This window comes from Deinococcus wulumuqiensis R12 (assembly GCF_011067105.1).
Taxonomy (GTDB): Bacteria; Deinococcota; Deinococci; order Deinococcales; family Deinococcaceae; genus Deinococcus; species Deinococcus wulumuqiensis.
In genome coordinates, this window is sequence record NZ_CP049357.1 from 678604 (window position 1) to 698132 (window position 19529).

Annotated in this window: 20 protein-coding genes; 14 read left to right on the forward strand and 6 right to left on the reverse strand. The window is 66.4% G+C overall.

Features of this window, described 5'->3' with window-relative positions:
* The first annotated feature begins 3 nt into the window (after positions 1 to 3).
* Positions 4 to 699: a 16S rRNA (uracil(1498)-N(3))-methyltransferase gene (locus tag G6R31_RS03330; RefSeq protein WP_017869253.1), complete on the forward strand. Its 696-nt coding sequence runs from the start codon at positions 4 to 6 to the stop codon at positions 697 to 699.
* Between the two features lie 479 nt (positions 700 to 1178).
* Here G6R31_RS03330 and ilvC read toward each other — a convergent pair whose 3' ends face one another.
* From ilvC to G6R31_RS03360, 6 genes are all read right to left on the reverse strand, one after another.
* Positions 1179 to 2189 carry a ketol-acid reductoisomerase gene (gene ilvC, locus G6R31_RS03335; protein WP_025566939.1) on the reverse strand — a complete coding sequence of 337 codons (1011 nt, stop codon included), beginning with the start codon at positions 2187 to 2189 and terminating at the stop codon, positions 1179 to 1181.
* Positions 2190 to 2233: 44 nt separating this feature from the next.
* A complete protein-coding gene (locus G6R31_RS03340; protein WP_017869255.1) occupies positions 2234 to 2809 on the reverse strand; it encodes a Uma2 family endonuclease in 576 nt (191 codons plus the stop codon).
* An 8-nt stretch (positions 2810 to 2817) separates the two neighbouring features.
* Positions 2818 to 3435, reverse strand: coding sequence for an acetolactate synthase small subunit (gene ilvN / locus G6R31_RS03345; protein ID WP_017869256.1), 618 nt, complete (start codon positions 3433 to 3435; stop codon positions 2818 to 2820).
* On the reverse strand, positions 3432 to 5171 hold the full coding sequence (ilvB, locus tag G6R31_RS03350; RefSeq protein WP_025566941.1) for a biosynthetic-type acetolactate synthase large subunit: 1740 nt from the start codon (positions 5169 to 5171) through the stop codon (positions 3432 to 3434). The genes ilvN and ilvB overlap by 4 nt, the downstream gene beginning before the upstream one ends.
* A gap of 236 nt (positions 5172 to 5407) precedes the next feature.
* The gene (locus tag G6R31_RS03355; RefSeq protein ID WP_114671401.1) at positions 5408 to 5803 is read right to left on the reverse strand and encodes a hypothetical protein; all 396 of its coding nucleotides are present in this window, start codon (positions 5801 to 5803) and stop codon (positions 5408 to 5410) included.
* A gap of 96 nt (positions 5804 to 5899) precedes the next feature.
* Positions 5900 to 7381 (reverse strand): ATP cone domain-containing protein, encoded by a 1482-nt coding sequence (locus G6R31_RS03360; RefSeq protein WP_025566943.1) that lies wholly within the window; start codon positions 7379 to 7381, stop codon positions 5900 to 5902.
* 396 nt (positions 7382 to 7777) lie between these two features.
* Between G6R31_RS03360 and rpsB the strand changes: the two genes are divergently transcribed.
* The 13 genes from rpsB (at position 7778) to nuoF (ending at position 19461) form a co-directional block, all read left to right on the forward strand.
* Entirely contained in the window at positions 7778 to 8572 is a 795-nt protein-coding gene (rpsB, locus tag G6R31_RS03365; protein ID WP_017869261.1) for a 30S ribosomal protein S2, read from the forward strand.
* Between the two features lie 89 nt (positions 8573 to 8661).
* Positions 8662 to 9456, forward strand: coding sequence for a translation elongation factor Ts (gene tsf / locus G6R31_RS03370; protein ID WP_017869262.1), 795 nt, complete (start codon positions 8662 to 8664; stop codon positions 9454 to 9456).
* Positions 9457 to 9604: 148 nt separating this feature from the next.
* Complete coding sequence (gene pyrH / locus G6R31_RS03375) at positions 9605 to 10318, forward strand: UMP kinase (protein WP_017869263.1); 714 nt, start codon at positions 9605 to 9607, stop codon at positions 10316 to 10318.
* A gap of 64 nt (positions 10319 to 10382) precedes the next feature.
* A complete protein-coding gene (frr, locus tag G6R31_RS03380; RefSeq protein WP_017869264.1) occupies positions 10383 to 10934 on the forward strand; it encodes a ribosome recycling factor in 552 nt (183 codons plus the stop codon).
* Positions 10935 to 10968: 34 nt separating this feature from the next.
* Entirely contained in the window at positions 10969 to 11802 is an 834-nt protein-coding gene (locus G6R31_RS03385; protein ID WP_017869265.1) for a phosphatidate cytidylyltransferase, read from the forward strand.
* Between the two features lie 207 nt (positions 11803 to 12009).
* The gene (dxr, locus tag G6R31_RS03390) at positions 12010 to 13185 is read left to right on the forward strand and encodes a 1-deoxy-D-xylulose-5-phosphate reductoisomerase (RefSeq protein WP_017869266.1); all 1176 of its coding nucleotides are present in this window, start codon (positions 12010 to 12012) and stop codon (positions 13183 to 13185) included.
* Positions 13182 to 14315: a M50 family metallopeptidase gene (locus G6R31_RS03395; protein WP_025566948.1), complete on the forward strand. Its 1134-nt coding sequence runs from the start codon at positions 13182 to 13184 to the stop codon at positions 14313 to 14315. The genes dxr and G6R31_RS03395 overlap by 4 nt, the downstream gene beginning before the upstream one ends.
* 281 nt (positions 14316 to 14596) lie before the next feature.
* Positions 14597 to 14932, forward strand: coding sequence for an NADH-quinone oxidoreductase subunit A (locus tag G6R31_RS03400; RefSeq protein WP_017869268.1), 336 nt, complete (start codon positions 14597 to 14599; stop codon positions 14930 to 14932).
* 94 nt (positions 14933 to 15026) lie between these two features.
* Positions 15027 to 15572, forward strand: a complete 546-nt coding sequence (locus G6R31_RS03405) for a NuoB/complex I 20 kDa subunit family protein (protein ID WP_017869269.1) — start codon at positions 15027 to 15029, stop codon at positions 15570 to 15572.
* A complete protein-coding gene (locus G6R31_RS03410) occupies positions 15569 to 16240 on the forward strand; it encodes an NADH-quinone oxidoreductase subunit C (protein WP_017869270.1) in 672 nt (223 codons plus the stop codon). The genes G6R31_RS03405 and G6R31_RS03410 overlap by 4 nt, the downstream gene beginning before the upstream one ends.
* Positions 16237 to 17442 (forward strand): NADH dehydrogenase (quinone) subunit D, encoded by a 1206-nt coding sequence (gene nuoD, locus G6R31_RS03415; RefSeq protein WP_017869271.1) that lies wholly within the window; start codon positions 16237 to 16239, stop codon positions 17440 to 17442. Before G6R31_RS03410 ends, nuoD begins: the two co-directional genes overlap by 4 nt.
* Positions 17443 to 17491: 49 nt before the next feature.
* Positions 17492 to 18115, forward strand: coding sequence for an NADH-quinone oxidoreductase subunit NuoE (gene nuoE / locus G6R31_RS03420; RefSeq protein WP_017869272.1), 624 nt, complete (start codon positions 17492 to 17494; stop codon positions 18113 to 18115).
* Complete coding sequence (gene nuoF / locus G6R31_RS03425; RefSeq protein ID WP_017869273.1) at positions 18112 to 19461, forward strand: NADH-quinone oxidoreductase subunit NuoF; 1350 nt, start codon at positions 18112 to 18114, stop codon at positions 19459 to 19461. The genes nuoE and nuoF overlap by 4 nt, the downstream gene beginning before the upstream one ends.
* Positions 19462 to 19529: the final 68 nt, after the last annotated feature.

Consider the following 19529-nt stretch of genomic DNA (forward strand, 5'->3'; position numbering starts at 1 on the left):
GCCGTGCGCCGCCTTCAGGTGAGCGAGATTGCCCCGGAGATGCGCCTGGGGCCGCAGGAAACCCGGCACTTGCAGGTGCTGCGGCTGCGCCCCGGTGAACGCCTGCAGGTCTTCGACGGGCGCGGGGCCGAAGCCGTCGCGGTGCTGACCGAAGTGGACGCGGGGCACGCGCTGCTGCACCTGGACACTGGGGCGGAGGCCCACTCACGCGGGGCCGAGACACCGCAACCCATCACGCTGGCGATTGCGCTGCTCAAGGGCGACAAACTGGCCGACGTGGTGCGGGCGGCCACCGAGCTGGGCGTTTCACACATTCAACTGCTCGTCACCGCCCACGCCGAAGCCCGCGACATCGGGGCGCAGAAGCTGGTGCGGCTGCGGCGCATCGCGTCCGAGGCGGCCCGGCAGTCCGAACGCCGCGTGATTCCGGAGGTGCTGGAGCCGGTGCCGCTGGGCCAGTTGACCTGGGAAGGACGGGGCCTCCTGGCCCACCCCGGCAGCGCCGCCAGAGTGACCGACCTGCTGGACTGGCAAACCCCCCTCACGCTGCTCAGCGGGCCGGAAGGCGGCTTTTCGGAGTCGGAAGTGGCCCTGCTGCGGGGGCGCGGCGCCGAAGCTATTACGCTGGGGCCGCGCATTCTGCGGGCCGAGACGGCTCCCCTGGCGCTCCTGGGGGCGATAGCGGCGACGGGGGTTTAGAGCATTTGACGGGTCTGGACGCCCCCTCATAGGGATTCCGATTGAATCTGGTAGTTTCAGATTCAATCCGAGCGGATGCGAGTAGGAAAAAATACGGATTCCGCGATATGGATGCACAGGCGGCGCTTTCCCGACTGTGCAGGAATTAAGCGGAATCCGTATCACCCCTCGCTACGCGAGGCCCTCTCCCACGAGGGGAGAGGGTTCAAAAGATTAGGAAACGCAGAATTCCAGGGCCGTCGGGCGCGAAGCGCACGGGCCGCACACGAATCGGAAAAACAGTGGCGTCCAGTCCCCGTGCAACTGAAAAACACTGCCCGTACAGCGAACTCACCGCCATGTGCATAGCGCCAGCGTAAAAGCCCCTGTCCCCCCTGGGGATAGGGGTTTGGGGTTGGGGCCGAAAGCTGAAGCCGAAGCTTTCACTAAAGCAAAAAACCGCCCCCCGCATCACCAGGGAGCGGCAGGCGGAAGACCGCTTAAACTTCCAGCGCCTTCTTGTTGATGAAGGGCATCTGGTCACGCAGTTCCTTGCCGACCTTCTCGACGGTGTGGCCGCGCATCTTGCCGCGCTGCTCCTCCATGTAGGGGAAGCCGCTCTCGGCATCCTGAATAAAGCGCTTGGCGAAGGTGCCGTCCTGAATGTCTTTCAGCACGCGGCCCATCTCGGCCTTCGTCTCGGCGGTGATGATGCGCGGGCCGGTCACGTAGTCCCCGAACTCGGCGGTGTTGGAAATGGAGTGGCGCATGCCCTCGAAGCCCTTTTCGTAGATCAGGTCAACGATCAGCTTGACTTCGTGCAGCGTCTCGAAGTAGGCGATTTCGGGCTGGTAGCCAGCCTCGACCAGCGTCTCGAAGCCCGCCTGAATCAGGTGGGTCACGCCGCCGCACAGCACGCTCTGCTCGCCGAAGAGGTCGGTTTCGGTTTCTTCCTTGAAGGTCGTTTCCAGCACGCCCGCGCGGGCGCAGCCGATGCCGCGTGCGTAGGCCAGCGCGATGTCACGCGCCTTGCCGCTGGCGTCCTGCTGCACGGCAAAGATGCCGGGCATCCCCGCGCCGTCGGTATAGACGCGGCGCAGCATGTGGCCGGGGCCTTTGGGCGCGACCAGGAACACGTCCACATCCTGGGGGGGCTTGATGCGCCCGAAATGCACGTTGAAGCCGTGACCGAAGGCGAGCGCCTTGCCTGCCGTCAGGTGGGGGGCGATGCTCTTTTCGTAGGTGGCGGGCTGCTGCTCGTCGGGAATCAGCAGCATGACCACGTCGGCTTCTTTGGTGGCGTCCTCGATGCTGGCGACACGCAGGCCCGCCTGCTCCGCCTTGGCGCGGCTGGCGCTGCCTTCGCGCAGGCCGACCACCACGTTGAAGCCCGAGTCGCGCAGGTTCTGGGCGTGGGCGTGGGCCTGGCTGCCGTAGCCGATGATGGCGACCAGCTTGCCTTCCAGGATGGAGGTGTCAACGTCCTTGTCGTAGTACATTTTTGCGCTCATGGGGGGATTCTCCTGTATTCGGTGAGAATGGTGGGTGGGTCAGGCTAGGGGAGGGGGGGCACCCGCGTGCCTTCATAAAGGTCGTCGAGCGAAAGCTGTACGCCGACACAGGGCAACTCCACTTCGCCCTGCCCTTCCCAGTAGTGTTCGCTCCAGTCTCCGCCCGCTTCCCGCCTGTGGAGCCGCACGGCGCGGTGCTCGGTGTCTATGAGCAGATAGCCTTGCAGACTGGGCAACTCCTGATAGGCGCGAACCTTGTCGCCCAGGTCGGTGGCGCGGGTGCTCTCACTGAGGACTTCGACCAGCAGGCAGGGCGCTTCGGCGTAAAGGGCGTCGTCGGGCACGTTCTCGCAGGTCACCAGAACGTCGGGATAGTAGTAACGCAGGCCCCCGTGAAGTCGGACACGCAGGTCGCTGGCGTAGATTTGGCAGCCTTTCCGACGTGCCGGATGATGCAAAAGAGCGACCAAGTTGGACACGATGACGCCATGCTTTCCCTTGGTGCCCGCCTGAGCGTGCAGCGGATAAACGAAGCCGTCCACGTACTCCCGCTTGAACGGGCTGCTTTCCTCGGTGCGGAGGTACTCGGCCTCGGTCAGCTTTTTGAGGGCGGAGGTCATGGGTCAGTCTAAAACAGGTTCGGCACCCGCCGTGCCCGCTCTTCCCGCGCCTCGACGCCCTGGGTCATGGGCCGCAGCGTTTCGCTTTCGCCGCCGTGGAACACCTGGCTCGGGATGTCGGCGTTGCTGCCGCGCGTCAGGGCAATGCGCCCGGTCCGCATGGTTTCCAGAATCCCGAAGGGGCGCATCTGCTCGATGAAGGCGGTGATTTTGCCCTCGTCGCCCGTCACCTCGAAGGTCAGGGCGTGCCGGCCCACGTCCACGATGCGGGCGCGGAAATCTTCGGCAATCTGGCGCACCTCCACCCGCGACTCGGGCGTGATGGCGACCTTGACCATGACCAGTTCGCGGTCCACGAACTTTTCCAGGCTGTGGTCCACGACCTTGACCACGTCGTGCAGCTTGGCGAGCTGGTGCGTGGCCTGCTGCACCACGCCCCGGTCACCGTGAACCACGATGGTCATGCGCGACACGCCAGGGTGTTCGGTCTGGCCCACCGACAGGCTCTTGATGTTGTAGCCCCGGCGTCCGAACAGCGCGGTGATGCGGGTCAACACGCGGGGTTCGTCGAGCACCAGAATGCTCAGCAGGTGGTCACGGGTGTCGTACTGGGTGAAATCGGTCATGCCTGATTCATCTCCTCGGCTTCCTGCTCGGTCATCTCCTGCCAGGCGGCTTCGTTGACCTCGGCGGCCTCCGCGCTGATGTCTGTGCGCACCGGCTCTGTTTCCATCATCTCGCTCAGCGCCGCGCCCGCCGGAACCATCGGGAACACGCCGTGTTCGTGCGGCACCACGACTTCCAGCAGGGCGGATTTGGGGTCACGCAGCCACGCGTCGATGGCGGCGGGCAGTTCCTCGGCGCTGCTCGCCCGGTAGCCCGGCACGTCGTAGGCGCCCGCCAGCTTCAGGAAATCGGGGTTGGAGTCGCCCAGCCAGACTTCGGAATAGCGCTTCTCGTGAAACAGTTCCTGCCACTGCCGCACCATGCCGAGGTACGAGTTGTTGACGATGCAGATTTTGACGTTGCGGATGTCGTACATCTTCAGCGTGGCGAGTTCCTGCGCCGTCATCTGAAAACCGCCGTCGCCCGCGACCACCATGCTGACCACGTCGGGCCGGGCGAGCGCCGCGCCGATGGCCGCCGGAAAGCCGAAGCCCATGGTGCCCAGCCCGCCGGAGTTGAGCCACTTGCGGGGCTTTTCGAAGCGGGCGAGCTGCGCGGCGAGCATCTGGTGCTGCCCCACGTCGCTCGACAGAATGTCGTCGGGACGCAGCCGGGCCGTGACCTGCCCCACCGCGTAGGCCGCGCCCCAGTGCTGCGGGGGCACGGTGCGGCCTTTCCACTCCTCAATCTGCGTCAGCCACTCGCTCAGCTCCAGCTTCTGCGCGCCCTGCGTCAGCAGGCGGGCGGCGGTTTTCGCGTCGCTGCGCACGGGCAGGTGGGTGCGCACGATTTTGCCGATTTCGGCGGCGTCGAGTTCGACGTGAATGATTTTGGCGTGCGGCGCGAAGCCGCTGACCCGGCCCGTCACCCGGTCATCGAAGCGCATCCCGACCGCGAGCAACACGTCACATTCGGAAATGGCGCGGTTGGCCGCCACCGAGCCGTGCATCCCCGGCATCCCCAGCCAGCGCGGGTCGGACGCGGGGTAGACGCCCAGCCCCATCAGGGTGGTGATGACCGGCAGGCCCCAGGCGTGCGCCAGCGCCGTGATTTCCTCCGAGGCGTCGAGCGAACCGCCGCCCGCCACGAGCACCGGCTTTTTCGCGTTCCGGAGCAGCTCCCTGGCCGCCTCAATGCTTTCCGGGCTGGGGTCGGGGGCCTGCGGGCGGGCGTGGGGCGTGGGAATGTCGCCCGCGAAGGCGGCGAGCTGCACGTCCTTGGGGATGTCCACCAGCACCGGCCCGGGCCGCCCCGAGCGGGCGATGCGAATGGCCTCGGCCAGCACGCGGGGCAACTCCTCCACGTCGCGCACCACGTAGTTGTGCTTGGTCACGGGCATGGTGATGCCGGTGATGTCGGCCTCCTGAAAGGCGTCGGTGCCCATCAGGTGCTGCGCCACGTTGCCGGTGATCGCCAGCAGCGGCACGCTGTCGAGCATGGCGTCGGCCAGCCCCGTGACCAGGTTGGTCGCGCCGGGGCCGGAGGTGGCGATACACACGCCGAGTTCGCCCGTCGCCTTGGCCCAGCCCTCGGCGGCGTGGATGGCGCCCTGTTCGTGCCGTCCCAGGACGTGCCGCACTTCCGGGTAAAAGGTCAGCGCGTCGTACACCGGCATGATGGCCCCGCCGGGATAGCCGAACACTGTGCTGATGCCGTGTCCTGCCAGGGTGGCCCACAGCGCCTTGGCACCGGTCATCTCGCCGCGTTGCCAGTCCTGCTGGCCTTGCTTGCCTGTCTGCTCCACAACGTTCCTCCTGGCTACTGAAAACCCCCCGCCTCCTTGGTTTGGGCGGGGGGTGCGACTGAAACCGGCTCGACAACGCTTAGCCTCGGTGTCCCCCGTGGCTAAGAATTACGATCACGATTGCAGCGCTCATGGGTTTACTGTACTGCGTTCAACCGTCGCGTCCGGGCCGGCGCGTCTAGATAGGGTCACTGCCTGCTGCGGCTCACCTCGCCTGCCCACCAGCCGCGCACCCAGTCGCGGAAGGCGGGGTAGCGGGCGGCGAGGGCCAGCCGGGTCTTGCGGTCCTTTTCGGTGCGCATCTCGGCGAGTTTGACGTTGAGGTGTTGCGCCTCGGCGCGGCCCAGCACCTGCCGCCCGGCCTGTCCGTAGCGGCGTTCGCTGCCCGCCATGCGCCGCAGTTCGGCGGCCTGCGCGGGGGTCAACCCCAGCTCGCGCACCAGCCGGGCGCCGTCTGCCGGGCGAACCACGAACAGCCGCGTCAGCACTTCCGAGGTCGGCCAGGGGTCCTGCACGGAGGTGGCCGCAGCCGGAGCCAGCAGCAAAGCGAACAGGAGGGCGGAGCGAAAAGTCATTCGGGTCATGATTCAGGCTAGGGGCCACAGATGAAGGCAGATGAGAACGCGGCGAGGCTCTTAACCGATTCCGCTTGAAGCTCCCGGTAGGGGGGGCTGCGGCACTCAGGGCAGCAGTTGCGCGGCTATGTCCTCGCCCAGTGCGGCTTCGCGTTCCTCGGGGGTCAGCGAGACCATCACCTGACGCAGCACCACCTCGACCGCCCGGTCCGCGCTCTCGTCGAGCGTCTGGCTGTCGAGCATCGGCACGCCGTACTGCTGGGCGAGTTGCCCGAGTTCGTCGTGCATGATGCGGATTTCGTCGAAGTAGCGCATGTAGCGGTGCAGCGGGCGGCTCGCCGCCGTCTCGGTGTCGCGCGATTCGAAGTGCCTGCGGTGCTCCTCGGCGTCCGGCAGGCCCACCAGCATCGGCACCAGCAGCGCCCCCTGAAACGCGGCGGGTTCGAGGTAGCCCGGCACCAGATGCACGCCCTCGAGCACCAGACTGGTGCCCTCCTGAATCGAGCGGCCCACCACCGCGCTCAGACCCACGCTGACCTGCTGCACCTGGTCGCGAAAGCCCGCCAGCAACTCTTCCCGCGTGGGATGCGGCGGCATCGTCTGGCCGGGCGGCACCAGCGCTTCCCAGGCGTTGAAGGTGCTGGCGTGCAGGGTGGGCAGCAGCGCGGGAGGCACCATCGCCCGCATCACCTCCCGAATCGAATCGGTGCTGACCACCCGCGAAATGCCCAGGCGGTAAGCGATTTCGGCGGCCAGCAGGCTCTTGCCGGTGCCGCTGACCCCGCCGAGCAGGACGATCAGGGGCCTCGGCGGGGTGCGAATCACCCGCAGCAGGCGGTAACGGGCGCTGACATCCGGCCCCACCTCGTCGCGCAGCAGTGCCTCCACCTTTTCCCGAATCTGGCTGCGGCGCACCACCCGGTCTTCCGAGCCGCGCAGGTCGCGCTGCGTGACCCGCGCCACCTTGCGGGCCACGTCGGGCGCGACTCCGGCAGCGAGCAGCGACTGCACCAGCAACCCCTTGGAAAAGGGCGCGGGCATGCGGTCTTCCTCGCTGACCACCCCCAGCTTGCCCCGGTTCTGTTGCAGGTAGCGGTAGGTCAGGCGCAGGTGCTCGCCGTGGATCTTGGCCAGGGTGTGCTCGGTCAGGTCGTCGAGTTCCTGCACCCCGATTTCCCGCAGGCCGCACCGCCGCAGTTCGAGGTCCACCGCGCTCGCCACCGAGTAGGCTTCGCGCCCGCTCAGACCGGCGTCTTCCAACGTGCGGGCCAGCACCCCCCGGCTAAACGGCAGGTCGCCGCGCTTGGCCCGCACCATGATGTCCACGAAGGCCGGGGTCTGCTTCATCACCTGCTCGGCAACGTCCTCGCCCATCGTTTCCCGCGTCACCTCGGCCATCAGCCGCTGCACCTCAAGGGGTGAAAACAGCGTGCGCCGCCCTGCCCGCAGCTCCTGCTCGATGCGCCGCGCCAGCGAAATCGCTTGCTCCGTCGTGGTGCCCGCGTTCATCAGCGACTCGGCCACCAGTCCCCGGCTAAAAGGCGAGGCTTGGCCGGACGTACCGATGCTGAAGGCGGAGGTGGGCATGGGGGACTCCAGGGGCAGAGGGGACAGGGGGAAGAGTGAAGGGGAGAGGGTGAAGGGGGAAGAGGTGGGCAGGGTTACGGCTACGCTTCAGGCTCGAACGGGAGCCGAAGTCTAGCCGTTGTGGGGGGCACAGGAGCAAACTTCCCCCCAGAACACCCAGCCGGGGGGAACACAGCCGGGGGGGAACACAGCCGGGGGGAAAGGCGCCCAGGTTGCACCTGGCACGCAACTCGGCAGGCATCCGCAACTCGGCAGGAATCTGCTACAATTTCCGTTTGGGTGCCCCCCGTGACCCGCCCCGTGCGCTGGAACGTCGCACGCGGCCTGACCCCGAAGTGTGTGGGGGGTTGGCACGGCGAAAGGCAAACTTTTCCCACCTAACGTTCAGGAGCGAGCATGTCGTACATCAGCATGAAGCAGCTTCTCGAAGCCGGAGTTCACTTCGGCCACGAGACCAAGCGCTGGAACCCCAAGTTCAAGAAGTTCATCTTCGCCGAGCGCAACGGCATTTTCATCATCGACCTGCAAAAGACCCTCAAGCAGGTGGACCGCAGCTTCGACTACATCAAGGACCTCGCCGAGCGCGGCGGCGTCATCCTGTTCGTCGGCACCAAGAAGCAGGCGCAGGAAATCGTGGAACTCGAAGCGCGCCGCACCGGGATGCCCTACGTGACCAGCCGCTGGCTGGGCGGCATGCTCACCAACTTCAAGACCATGCGCACCCGCATCGACCGCCTCAACGAACTCGACGACCTGTTCGAGTCCGAGCGCATCAACGACCGTCCCAAGGCCGAGCGCATCCAGCTGGCCTCCGAGCGCGAGCGCCTGCTGCGCTTCGTGGGCGGCATCCGCAAGATGAACCGCCTGCCCGACGCCATCTTCGTCGTCGACCCTACCAAGGAAGTCATCGCCGTGCAGGAAGCCAACAAGCTGGGCATTCCCGTCATCGCGCTGGCCGACACCGACAGTGACCCCGACGTGATCGACTACATCGTGCCCGGCAACGACGACGCCATCCGCTCCATCCAGCTGATCACCCACCGCGTCGGCGACCTGCTGGTCGAAGCGCGTGGCGGTCAGGAAGACGTGAGCGCGGGCAGCGTGGAAGAGCAGAGCGACGAAGCCCAGGCCGCCGAAGCCGGTGACGAGGGCGAAAACGTCCAGCTCACCAGCAGCCAGGGCCGCAGCTGAATCTGACCTGATCCGGGGGGCGCGTCTGACACCGGGCGAACGCCCCCCCTTTATAAGTCGCTCAAGTCCAACTTCAGGAGGAACGCACCATGATGGAATCGATCAAGAAGCTGCGCGAAATGACCGGCGCGGGCATGATGGACGTGAAAAAGGCCCTGGCCGACGCCGAGGGCAACGAGGACAAGGCCATCGCCCTGCTGCGCGAGCGCGGCATCGCCAAGGCCGTGAAAAAGGGTGACCGCGAAGCCAAGGAAGGCATCGTGCGCTTCGCCGTGGAAGGCAACCGCGCCGCCATCGTCGAAGTGAACAGCGAAACCGACTTCGTGGCCCGCAACAGCGACTTCCAGGCCACCGTCGAGAAGCTCGCGCAGGCCGCCCTCCAGGCCAAGACCAGCGACGTGGAAGAGTTCAAGAACTTCACCGTGGACGGCGAAACCGTGGGCGACATGGTGGCCGCGACCGCCGGCAAGATCGGTGAAAACATCGTCCTGAACCGCGTGGCTTACCTCGAAGGCGGCAACGTGGCGGGCTACGTCCACTCCAACGGCAAGATCGGCGTGCTGGTCGATCTCGCGGGCGGTGACGAAGCCAAGGCCAAGGACGTGGCGCTGCACGTGGCCGCCGAGCGCCCGCAGTTCCTGACCCGCGAAGAAGTGGAGTCGGGCGACATCGAAAAAGAGCGCGAAATCCTGACCAACAAGGCCCTCGCCGAAGGCAAGCCCCAGCAGATCGTCGAGAAGATCGTCGAAGGTCAGATCGGCAAGTTCTACCAGGAGCGCGTGCTCCCCGAGCAGACCTTCGTCAAGGACAACTCCCTGACCGTCGCCAAGTACCTGGGCGACGCTTCGGTCAGCAAGTTCATCCGTTTCGAAATCGGCGCGTAAGAAAGGAGGGGGACACGGTTCCCCCTTTTTTCGGGCCGCGTGCCTGGCAGCTCCGGCGGCTCCCCCTGCGGGGCTGGCCGGAGTTTTGCTGAGGCGGGCAGGCCGCAGCAGTGGCGGGCACAGAAGGCCGCAAAGGAGAGGACAAGGTATGTTCAAACGAGTTCTGCTCAAGCTGTCGGGTGAATTTCTGGCCGGCGAGAACGGTTTCGGCATCAGCCCCGAAACGACGGCGGGGCTGGCGCGGCGCATCATCGGGGCGCTGGACGGCACCGACGTCGAACTGGCGGTGGTGATCGGCGGCGGCAACCTGTGGCGCGGCGCCCGCAACGGCCAGGGCATGGACCCCGCCACCGCCGACTACATCGGGATGCTGGGCACCGTCATGAACGCGATGGCGCTGCAAGACGCAATGGAAGCCGCCGGCAAACCGACCCGCATCATGAGCGCGATTCACATGCAGCAGGTGGCCGAGCCGTACATCCGCCGCCGCGCCATGCGCCACCTCGAAAAAGGCCGCGTGGTGATTTTCGGTGGCGGCAACGGCGCGCCCTTTTTCACCACCGACACGACCTCGACCCTCCGCGCCCTGGAAATCGGCGCCGACGTGGTCTTGATGGCGAAAAACGCGGTGGACGGCGTGTACGACTCCGACCCGCGCAAGAACCCGGACGCCAAAAAGTACGACCAGCTCACCCACATGGACGTGGTCGAGCGTCGGCTGGAAGTCATGGACGCCACCGCGCTGACCCTGTGCATGGACAAGGGGCTGCCCATCGTGGTGTTCGACATCTTCGAGGAAGGCAACCTCGCCCGGCTGTTCCGGGGCGAGCGCGTCGGCACGCTGATTCAGAGTCAGAGCTGAGCCTCGGGGCTGGCTGCTTTAGAATCCGGCTGATTTCCATCTCAACCCCCAAGGAGAATCCGTCATGGCAGACATGAAATCCATCCAGGCCGACGCCCGCGAAAAGATGAACAAGGCGATTGAGGCCTTCGAGAACAACCTCAGCGTACTCCGCACGGGCCGCGCCAACCCCGGCATCCTGAAAAAGATCGTGGTGGACTACTACGGCTCGCAGATGCCCATCGATCAGGTCGCCAGCATCACCACGCCCGACGCCCGCACGCTGGTGATTACGCCCTGGGACCGGGGCGCACTCAACCCCATCGAAAAGGCCATCCGTGACTCGGACCTGGGCCTGAACCCTAACAACAAGGGCGACACCATCTTCATTTCCCTGCCGATGCTCACCGAGGAGCGCCGCAAGGACCTCGTGAAAAACGCCAAGAACTACGCCGAGGACGCCCGCATCGCCGTGCGCAACCTGCGCAAGCACGCGCTCGACGAGGTCAAGAAGGTCGAGGGCCTGGGCGAAGACGAGATCAAGCGTGGCGAAGCCGACGTGCAGAAGATCACCGACGAGTTCGTCGCCAAGGTGGACTCGGTCTTCCAGAAGAAAGAGCAGGAAATCCTAGGTTGATGGCGCGGCCCCGGTGCCCGGAGGGGGGGCAGCCTTGGAAACCCTGAGCACCCGCGTGCTCACCAGTGTGGTCGGCTTCGTGATCGTGAGCGCCGTCGTCTGGATCGGCTGGTGGGCGATGCTGCCCGCGCTGATCGCGGTGTCGTTTTTCGGCCTGCACGAGTATTTCCGGATGCTCGACCGCAACGACCTCGACGTGCGGCGCCTGAGCGTGGCGATCTTCGGAACGGCGCTGATCGTGGCGAGCCTGCCGCTGTTCACGCAGTTCACCCCCTGGCCCGGCGGGTCGTGGCGCGAAGTGGTGCTCACCATCGCCGTGGGCGCCCTGCTGGTGCTGGAAGTGATTCGCCCCGGCGAGCGCCCGCTGGAACGCGTGGTGTACTCGCTGTTCGGGCTGCTCTACATTCCCTGGTTGCTGGGCTATTTCCTGCTGCTGCGCTACTCGCCCGACGGGGAACAGGGCCTACTGTATTTCACTCTGCCACTGCTGGCGACCTTCGCCGCCGACATCGGTGGGTTTTTCGCCGGGCACTTTTTCGGGCGTCGCAAACTGGCACCCGAGGTCAGCCCCGGCAAGACGGTGGAAGGCGCTGTGGGCGGGCTGGTGTTCAGTTTCGTGGTCGTGCTGGTGGTCAGCCAGTCGGCAGGCATCTGGACCCCGCTGGAGGCGTTCCTGTACTCGATTCTGGTGGCGAGCGCCTCGCAACTCGGGGACCTCTCGGAAAGCCTGATCAAACGCGCCCTGCGGACCAAAGACAGCGGCAACAGCCTGCCGGGGCACGGCGGCTTTCTCGACCGCCTCGACAGCCTGATGTTCGCGGTTCCGGCCACCTACCTGTTTCTCAACATCAGCGCTTTCACGAATTGACGCGGCTCTGAGCGACACCGCTTTGCAAGGGTGTTCAGGGTCGTACCCACGAGGGCCAGCCGAAGCGAGCTGGCCTTCTCTGTGCAAGGGAGGAAATAACTTTTTATATGGAATGCGGAATGCAGATGGATACGAATGCGGGCGGGCAGGGAAGACGGGCAAGCTTTCCCCTTTGTCCCACAGACCCGCCCCCCGGCCCCACGTAGCATGTCGGGCGTGAGACTCACCGTTCTGGGCAGTACAGGCAGCATTGGCACACAGACGCTGGAGGTGGCGCGGCAACGCGGGTACGCGGTGGGGACGTTGGCCGCCGGGCGCAACCTGGAACTGCTGGCCGAGCAGGTGCGCGAGTTCCGGCCCGACCTGGTCAGCGTGGACGCCTCCGTGCTGGCGCAGGCCAGAGAGCGGCTGAGCGGCGTTCGCGTGATTGCCGACCCGTCCGAGGCGGCGGTAGCGCGGGCCGACGTGGTCGTCAACGCCATGAGCGGCCTGATCGGGTTGCCCCCCACCCGCGCCGCGCTGGAAGCCGGGCAGGCAGTGGCGCTGGCGACGAAGGAAGCGATGGTCACGGCAGGCTGGCTGATGTGGGACGCGGCGGCAGCGGGCGGCGGCCGGGTGGTTCCGGTGGATTCCGAGCACACCGGGGTCTACCAGTGCCTCACCGGTGAGGACATCGGCGACGTGGCCGAGCTGATTCTCACGGCGTCGGGCGGGCCGTTTCGCGACGGTCCCGCCGACCTGAGCCGCGTGACGCCCGAACAGGCGCTGAAGCATCCCTCGTGGAGCATGGGACCCAAAGTCACCATCGACTCGGCCACCCTGATGAACAAGGGGCTGGAAGTGATGGAGTGCGCCAGCCTCTACGGGTTGCCGCTCTCGCAGGTGGGCGTGGTCGTTCACCCGCAGAGCATCGTTCACGCGGCGGTGCGCCTGCGCGACGGCAGCCTCAAAGCCCAGTTCGGCCCGGCAGACATGCGCCTGCCGATTGCCTACGCCATCGACGCCGCGCCCACCGGAATGCGCACCCCCGGCGACGTGCGCGGGGCGCGGCGTGGGGGAGAGGTCGGAACGCACCTGGGCTGGCCGCTGCTGGGCACCTGGGAGTTCCGGGCGCCGGACCTGGAGCGTTTTCCCTGCCTGGCACTCGCCTACCGTGCGGGCGAGGCGGGCGGGCTGCTGCCGGTGGCGCTCAACGCGGCGGACGAGGTGGCGGTAGATGCCTTCCTGAACGGGCGAATCGGCTTCACGGACATTCCCCGGCTGATCGAGCGAGTCCTGGACGAAACCCCGGGCGGCGCCCTGACCTGGGACAGCCTGAGCCAGACCGACACCTGGGCGCGGGCGCGGGCGCAGGAACTGTGCGGCGCGGGGGTGCGGGCATGAACGTCGTGCAGGGCATCGCGGCGGCGCTGACTCCGCTGGGGCTGGTGTGGACCGCCATCATCTTCGGGGTTTCGGTCTTTCTGCACGAACTGGCGCACTACGCGCTCGCCCGCGTTCAGGGCGTCAAGGTCAACTCGTTTTCGGTGGGCATGGGGCCGGTGCTGTTCAGGAAACACTGGAAAGGCACCGAGTGGCGCGTTTCTCTCCTTCCACTCGGCGGTTACGTGGAAATCGACGGTATGGCGCCCGAGGAGGACGCGCAGGGCAAGTTGCGCCAGCCCACGCGGGGCTTTGCGGCCCTGCCGGCCTGGGGCAAAGTGGCGGTGCTGCTCGCCGGGCCGCTGACCAACCTGCTGCTCGCGCTGGCGCTGATGACGACCACCTTCGCCGCGCAGGGGGTTCCGGCCCTGGACCGCGCCCGCATCGAGAGTGTGGAGGCGGGGTCACGGGCGCAGACGCTGGGCCTCCGGGCGGGCGACGTGATTGTCGCCATCGACGGTCAGGACCTGCCCGAAACCCGCCGGGTCAGCGGTCAGGACGTGGCCGGCTACGAGGGCGTGCGCGACGCGCTGCGGCAGGCCGGGCGCCACACCTTCACCGTGGAGCGGGCCGCAGCGGGCGGACAGGTGCAGCAGCGTCAGGTCGCTTTCGACTGGCAGCCCACCGTGAACGGAAAGCGGCAACTGCTCGGCATCCGCTACGGCCCCGACGTGCGCCGCGTCGGTGTGGGGCAGGCGTTCGCCACCTCGGTGGACACCACCGTGCGGGCGGTGCCGCAGCTCGTGGGGGCCTTTACCGGCCTGTTCAAGAAGTTCTTCACCCTCGACATCTCGCAGGACCAGAACGTGAGCGGCCCCATCGGGACGGCCGAAGTCATCAGCCGCGCCGCCGCCCTGAGTCCCTGGGCACTGGTGCAGGTGGCGACCCTGCTCAACCTCTCGCTCGCCTTCTTCAACCTCCTGCCGATTCCGGGGCTGGACGGCGGGCGCATTCTGCTCGTGCTGGTGGGGGCACTCCGGGGCCGCCCGCTGAGCTTTCAGCAGGAGCAGGCCATCAACTTCGGGGGCTTCGCCTTCGTGATGCTGCTGACCCTGTTCGTGGTGGTGCGCGACGTGAGCCGGTTTTTCTGACGCGGCTTTGAAAAACAGAGTTCGTACGGCTTTCACTGCCGCCGCTGGCCTTCGCTGGTCGGCGGCGTTGTCGTGGCCGCGCCTTCCGGCCCAGTTCCCCTTCCGGCCCAGTTCCCCCGCCGCCGTGCTAAAACAGAGGTGTTCTACAAATCAAGCTGACTTCACCCGCCCCTCTTTTTTTGCGGTGCCTCGTGCCTCTTTTCACAAGCCCACGAACACCCGTCCGGGGGCCGGGGTCAGGAGGAGGGAAAAGCATCGTACAGTACGCCAATTTCCTGATTATGCTGCTGGTCGGGCTGGGTATCGGCATCCTGGCCGTGGTGGTCAGCGGCCTGCTCGGTCCCAAGAAGGCCACCCGCGCCAAGTTGATGGCCTACGAGTCCGGCAACGACCCCGAGCGCGGCGGCGTGGGCACGGGGCAGCGCTTTCCGGTGCATTTCTACCTCGTCGCCATGCTGTTTATCGTCTTCGACATCGAAACGGCGTTCTTTTACCCGCTGGCGGTGGCTTACCAGAAACTGCCGCAGTTCGCCTTTTTCGAGGCCATCACCTTCGTGCTGCTGCTGCTCGTGGGCTACGTCTACGTGCTGAAAAAGAAGGTGCTGGAATGGGCGTGAAAAATGTAGATAGTCGATGGTTGATGGTTGATAGGGAAATCAGCCTCCATCGACCATCAACCATCAACCATCAACCCACGCCGGAGGCCCCCCCATGCCGCTGAAGGAACTCATCGACCGCGACTGGCAGGAGCTGGAGTCCGAGGGCGTGCTGTTTTCCAGTCTGGAAAAGCTGGTGGCGTGGGGCCGCTCCAACAGCCTGTGGCCCGCGACCTTCGGGCTGGCGTGCTGCGCCATCGAGATGATGAGCAGCACCAACGCCCGCAACGACATGAGCCGCTTCGGGTCCGAGGTGTTCCGGGCGTCTCCCCGGCAGGCCGACGTGATGATTGTGGCGGGGCGCCTGAGCAAGAAGATGGCCCCGGTCATGCGCCGCGTCTACGACCAGATGCCCGACCCCAAATGGGTCATCAGCATGGGCGCGTGCGCGAGTTCGGGCGGCATGTTCAACAACTACGCCATCGTGCAGAACGTGGATAGCGTGGTGCCGGTGGACATCTTCGTGCCCGGCTGCCCGCCCCGCCCCGAAGCCCTGATCTACGCCGTGATGCAGCTTCAGAAGAAAGTGCGCGGTGAGGCGTTCGACCAGCTCGGGCAGCAACTCCCGATGGTGGACGCCTGGACCCGGGAGCTGCGATGACCGGGCCTGAGAGCAAACCCGAAGCGAGCCTGAAAGACCTGGCGGCCCGCTCGACCCGCCGCTTGGCCGAGAGCCGCGACGTGACCCCGCTGCTGGGCGAACTGGGCTTGCAGGCCGAGGGGGGACTGGAACCCACCGCCACGGTCGAGGCGGGGCGCCTGCTCGACACCGCGCGGCAGCTCCGGGCACGCGGGTTCATGCTGCTCGACATCGTGGGGGTGGACTACACGCGCTATCCCACTCCCCGGCCCGCGCCACTCGCGGTGCTCTACAGCGTCGCGCACCCCGGCGACCACCGCCGCCTGTTCCTGCGGGTGTGGCTGGCGGAAGGTCAGGAGGTGGACAGCCTCTTTTCCGTGTGGAAGGCCGCCAACTACCTGGAGCGCGAGGTGTACGACCTGCTGGGCGTCGAGTTCACCGGGCACCCCGACCTGCGGAAAGTCCTGACGCCCGACGACCTCGAAGGCCACCCGCTGCGCAAGGATTTTCCGCTGGGCGAGACGCCGACGCTGTTTCGTGACGGGCGTTTCCTCGACCCCGCCGCCTTCCGTGCGGGCCTGAGCGGGCAGCAGCGCGGACTGACCGGCTACCGGGGTGAGCTGCGCCGGGGCGAGCGGAGGCGTGAAGACATCGTGCCGCCGCTGATGCCGGAAGGGGGACCGAAATGACGGCGGAACTTCAGCCCGCAGAGGGCACCCTGCTGCACACCGAAATGATGTCGCTCAACGTCGGCCCGCAGCACCCCTCCACCCACGGCGTGCTGCGGCTGGTGGTGGACATGGACGGCGAGTACGTGACCCGCGTCGAGCCGCACATGGGCTACCTGCACACCGGCTTCGAGAAGACGATGGAGCACCGCACCTACCAGCAGAACGTCACCTACGCGCCGCGCACCGACTACCTGCATTCGTTCTCGCACGAACTGGCCTACGTGCTGAGCGTGGAAAAACTGCTGGGGGCCGAGGTGCCCGAGCGGGCGAACGTGGTCCGGGTGATTCTGCACGAACTCGGGCGCATCCACAGCCACCTCGTGTTCGTGGGGACCGGCCTGCTCGACCTCGGGGCGCTGACGCCGTTCTTCTATGCCTTCCGCGAGAAGGAAACGTGCCAGGACCTGTTCGAGTCGGTGTGCGGCTACCGCATGAACCAGGGGTACTTCCGGGTGGGGGGGCTGGCCCGCGACATTCCCGACGACTGGCCTGCGCGCGTCGAGAAATTCCTGGTGCAAATGGAGCGCGGCGCGGAGGAGTACACCACCCTCTTCGCCGCCAACCCGATTTTTCTGGACCGGGCCAAAGGGGTGGGGGTCATTCCGGCGGACGCCGCCCTCGACCTGGGGCTGACCGGGCCGAACCTGCGGGCCTCGGGCGTGCCGCTCGACAACCGCAAGGCCAACCCCTACTGCGGCTTCGAGGACTACGACTTCAACGTGGTCACCAGTCAGGACGGCGACAGCCTCGCCCGCTTCAACATGCGCCTGCTGGAATTCGGCGAAAGCATCAAAATCATTCGTCAGGCGCTGAAAAAGCTCAGGCCGGGGCCGGTCAAAGACCCCAACCGCAAAATCAGCCTGCCGCCGCGCCACGAACTCGAAACCAGCATGGAAGCGGTCATTCACCACTTCAAGCTGGTCACGGAAGGCTTTCACCCGCCGCTGGGCGAGACGTATGTGCCTATCGAGTCCGCACGCGGCGAGGTCGGCTACTACGTGATTTCGGACGGCGGTTCGATGCCCTACCGCGTCAAGATTCGTGCGCCGAGTTTCGTCAACCTGCAAGCCCTGGAATACGCCTGCGTGGGCGTGCAGTTTGCCGACCTGATCACCATTCTGGCGACCATCGACCCGGTGCTGGGGGATGTGGACCGGTGAGCGGATTTCCGTCAGCTCAGTGCCTTTCAAATCAAGGAGCGAGGCCACTTTGAGTTACTTCGCAGACAAACAAGAGTTGGTCGCCGACATCTTTTCGCGCTACCCCGACACGCCGCAGGGCAAACGCTCGGCGCTGATGCCGCTGCTGCGTGAGGTGCAGGACGCCGAGGGCTTCGTGTCGGCGCCGCGCATGGCCGAAATCGCTGGGCTGTGCGGCACCACCGCCACCGAGGTCCGAAGTGTGATGAGCTTTTACTCGACCTACCACACGGTGCCGACCGGCAAGTATCACCTTCAGGTGTGCAGCACGCTGATGTGTGCGCTCGCCGGGTCCGATGCGCTGTGGGACGAACTGGTCACGCGGCTGGACGTGCAGCCCGGCGAGGTAACGCCCGACGGACGCTTCAGCGTGCAGAAGGTCGAATGCCTGGGGAGCTGCGGCACCGCGCCCGTCGTGCAGCTGAACGACGAGGGCTTTTACGAGCGCGTCGGCCCGGCGCGGCTGGCCGAACTGCTGGCGGCGCTGCGGACGGACCACAAACCCGCCACCGACCACCCGGTGCCGGTGCCCATCGGTGAGGGCGGACGGCAAAGTACCGCGAAAGGCGTGACCGTCGGCGGCTCGGTGCGTGACCTGACGCCGCTCGCCGCTTCCGGTGGAGGCGCCCCATGACCGCGCCCACCGGAACCGCGCCCACTGCCGAAAAGCCGATTACCAGTGCGCTCGACCACCGCTTCGCGCCCACGCTGTACGCGCAGGTGGGGCAGCCACAAAGCTGGACGCTGGACGCCTACCGCCGGGGCGGGGGCTACCAGGGCGTGCAGCGGGCCTTTGCCCTCGGCCCCGACGCCGTCATCGAGGAAGTCAAGAAGTCCGGCCTGCGCGGACGCGGCGGTGCGGGCTTCGCCACCGGGCTGAAGTGGTCATTCATGCCGCTGAACGACGGCAAACCGCATTACGTCATCTGCAACGCCGACGAGTCCGAGCCGGGCACCTTCAAAGACCGCTACCTGATGTCGGAAGACCCCCACCAGCTCATCGAAGGGATGATGATTGGCGGGTACGCGATGCGGGCGGCTCAGGGCTATGTCTACATTCGCGGCGAGTACGTGCTGGCCGCCGAGCGCCTCTGGGCCGCCATTCACGAAGCGAGGGCGGCGGGGCTGCTGGGGGAAAATATCCTCGGCAGCGGCTTCGACTTCGACATTCAGGTTCACCGGGGCGCGGGCGCGTACATCTGCGGGGAGGAAACCGCGCTGATGAACTCGCTGGAGGGCCTGCGGGCCAATCCCCGCCTCAAGCCGCCGTTTCCCGCCGCCGCCGGGCTGTACGGCCTGCCGACCACCATCAACAACGTCGAGACCTTCTGCGCCGCGACCCACATCCTCAAGTACGGGGCCGAGTGGCACGCGGGCATGGGCACCGAGCGCAGCAAGGGCATGAAGCTGTTTCAGATTTCCGGCCCCGTCGCTCGGCCCGGCGTGTACGAACTGCCGCTGGGCACGCCGTTTCGTGAGCTGATCTACGACTGGGCGGGCGGCCCCGCCGAACCCGTCAAGGCGATTATTCCGGGCGGGATTTCCTGCCAGCTCCTGAAGTGGTCCGAGGCCATTTTGGACACCCCGATGGACTACGAATCGCTGGCGGCGGCGGGCAGCTCCCTGGGCACCGGGGGCGTGACCCTGATTCCCGAGTCGGTGTCCATCGTGGACACGACCTGGAACGCGGTGCGCTTTTACGGGCACGAGTCGTGCGGCAAATGCACCCCCTGCCGCGAAGGAATTTCGGGCTGGATGGTCAAGATGTACGAAAAACTGGTGCGCGGGCACGGGCAACCCGGTGACACGGCATTGATTCTGGACATGGCCGACAACATCGGCGGGCGCTCGTTTTGCGCGCTGGCCGACGCCTGCATGGGGCCGGTGCTGAGCAGCATCAAGCTCTTCCGCGAGGAGTACGACGCCGCCGAACGCGGTGAAGTGCGCCGGACGCTGGCGGGGCGCTGGAGGGACGCATGAAGCGGCAGAGAGCAGAAGGCGGATGGCAGATGGCAGATGGCGGGGGGCAGAGCGCGGCGGCTGAAGCG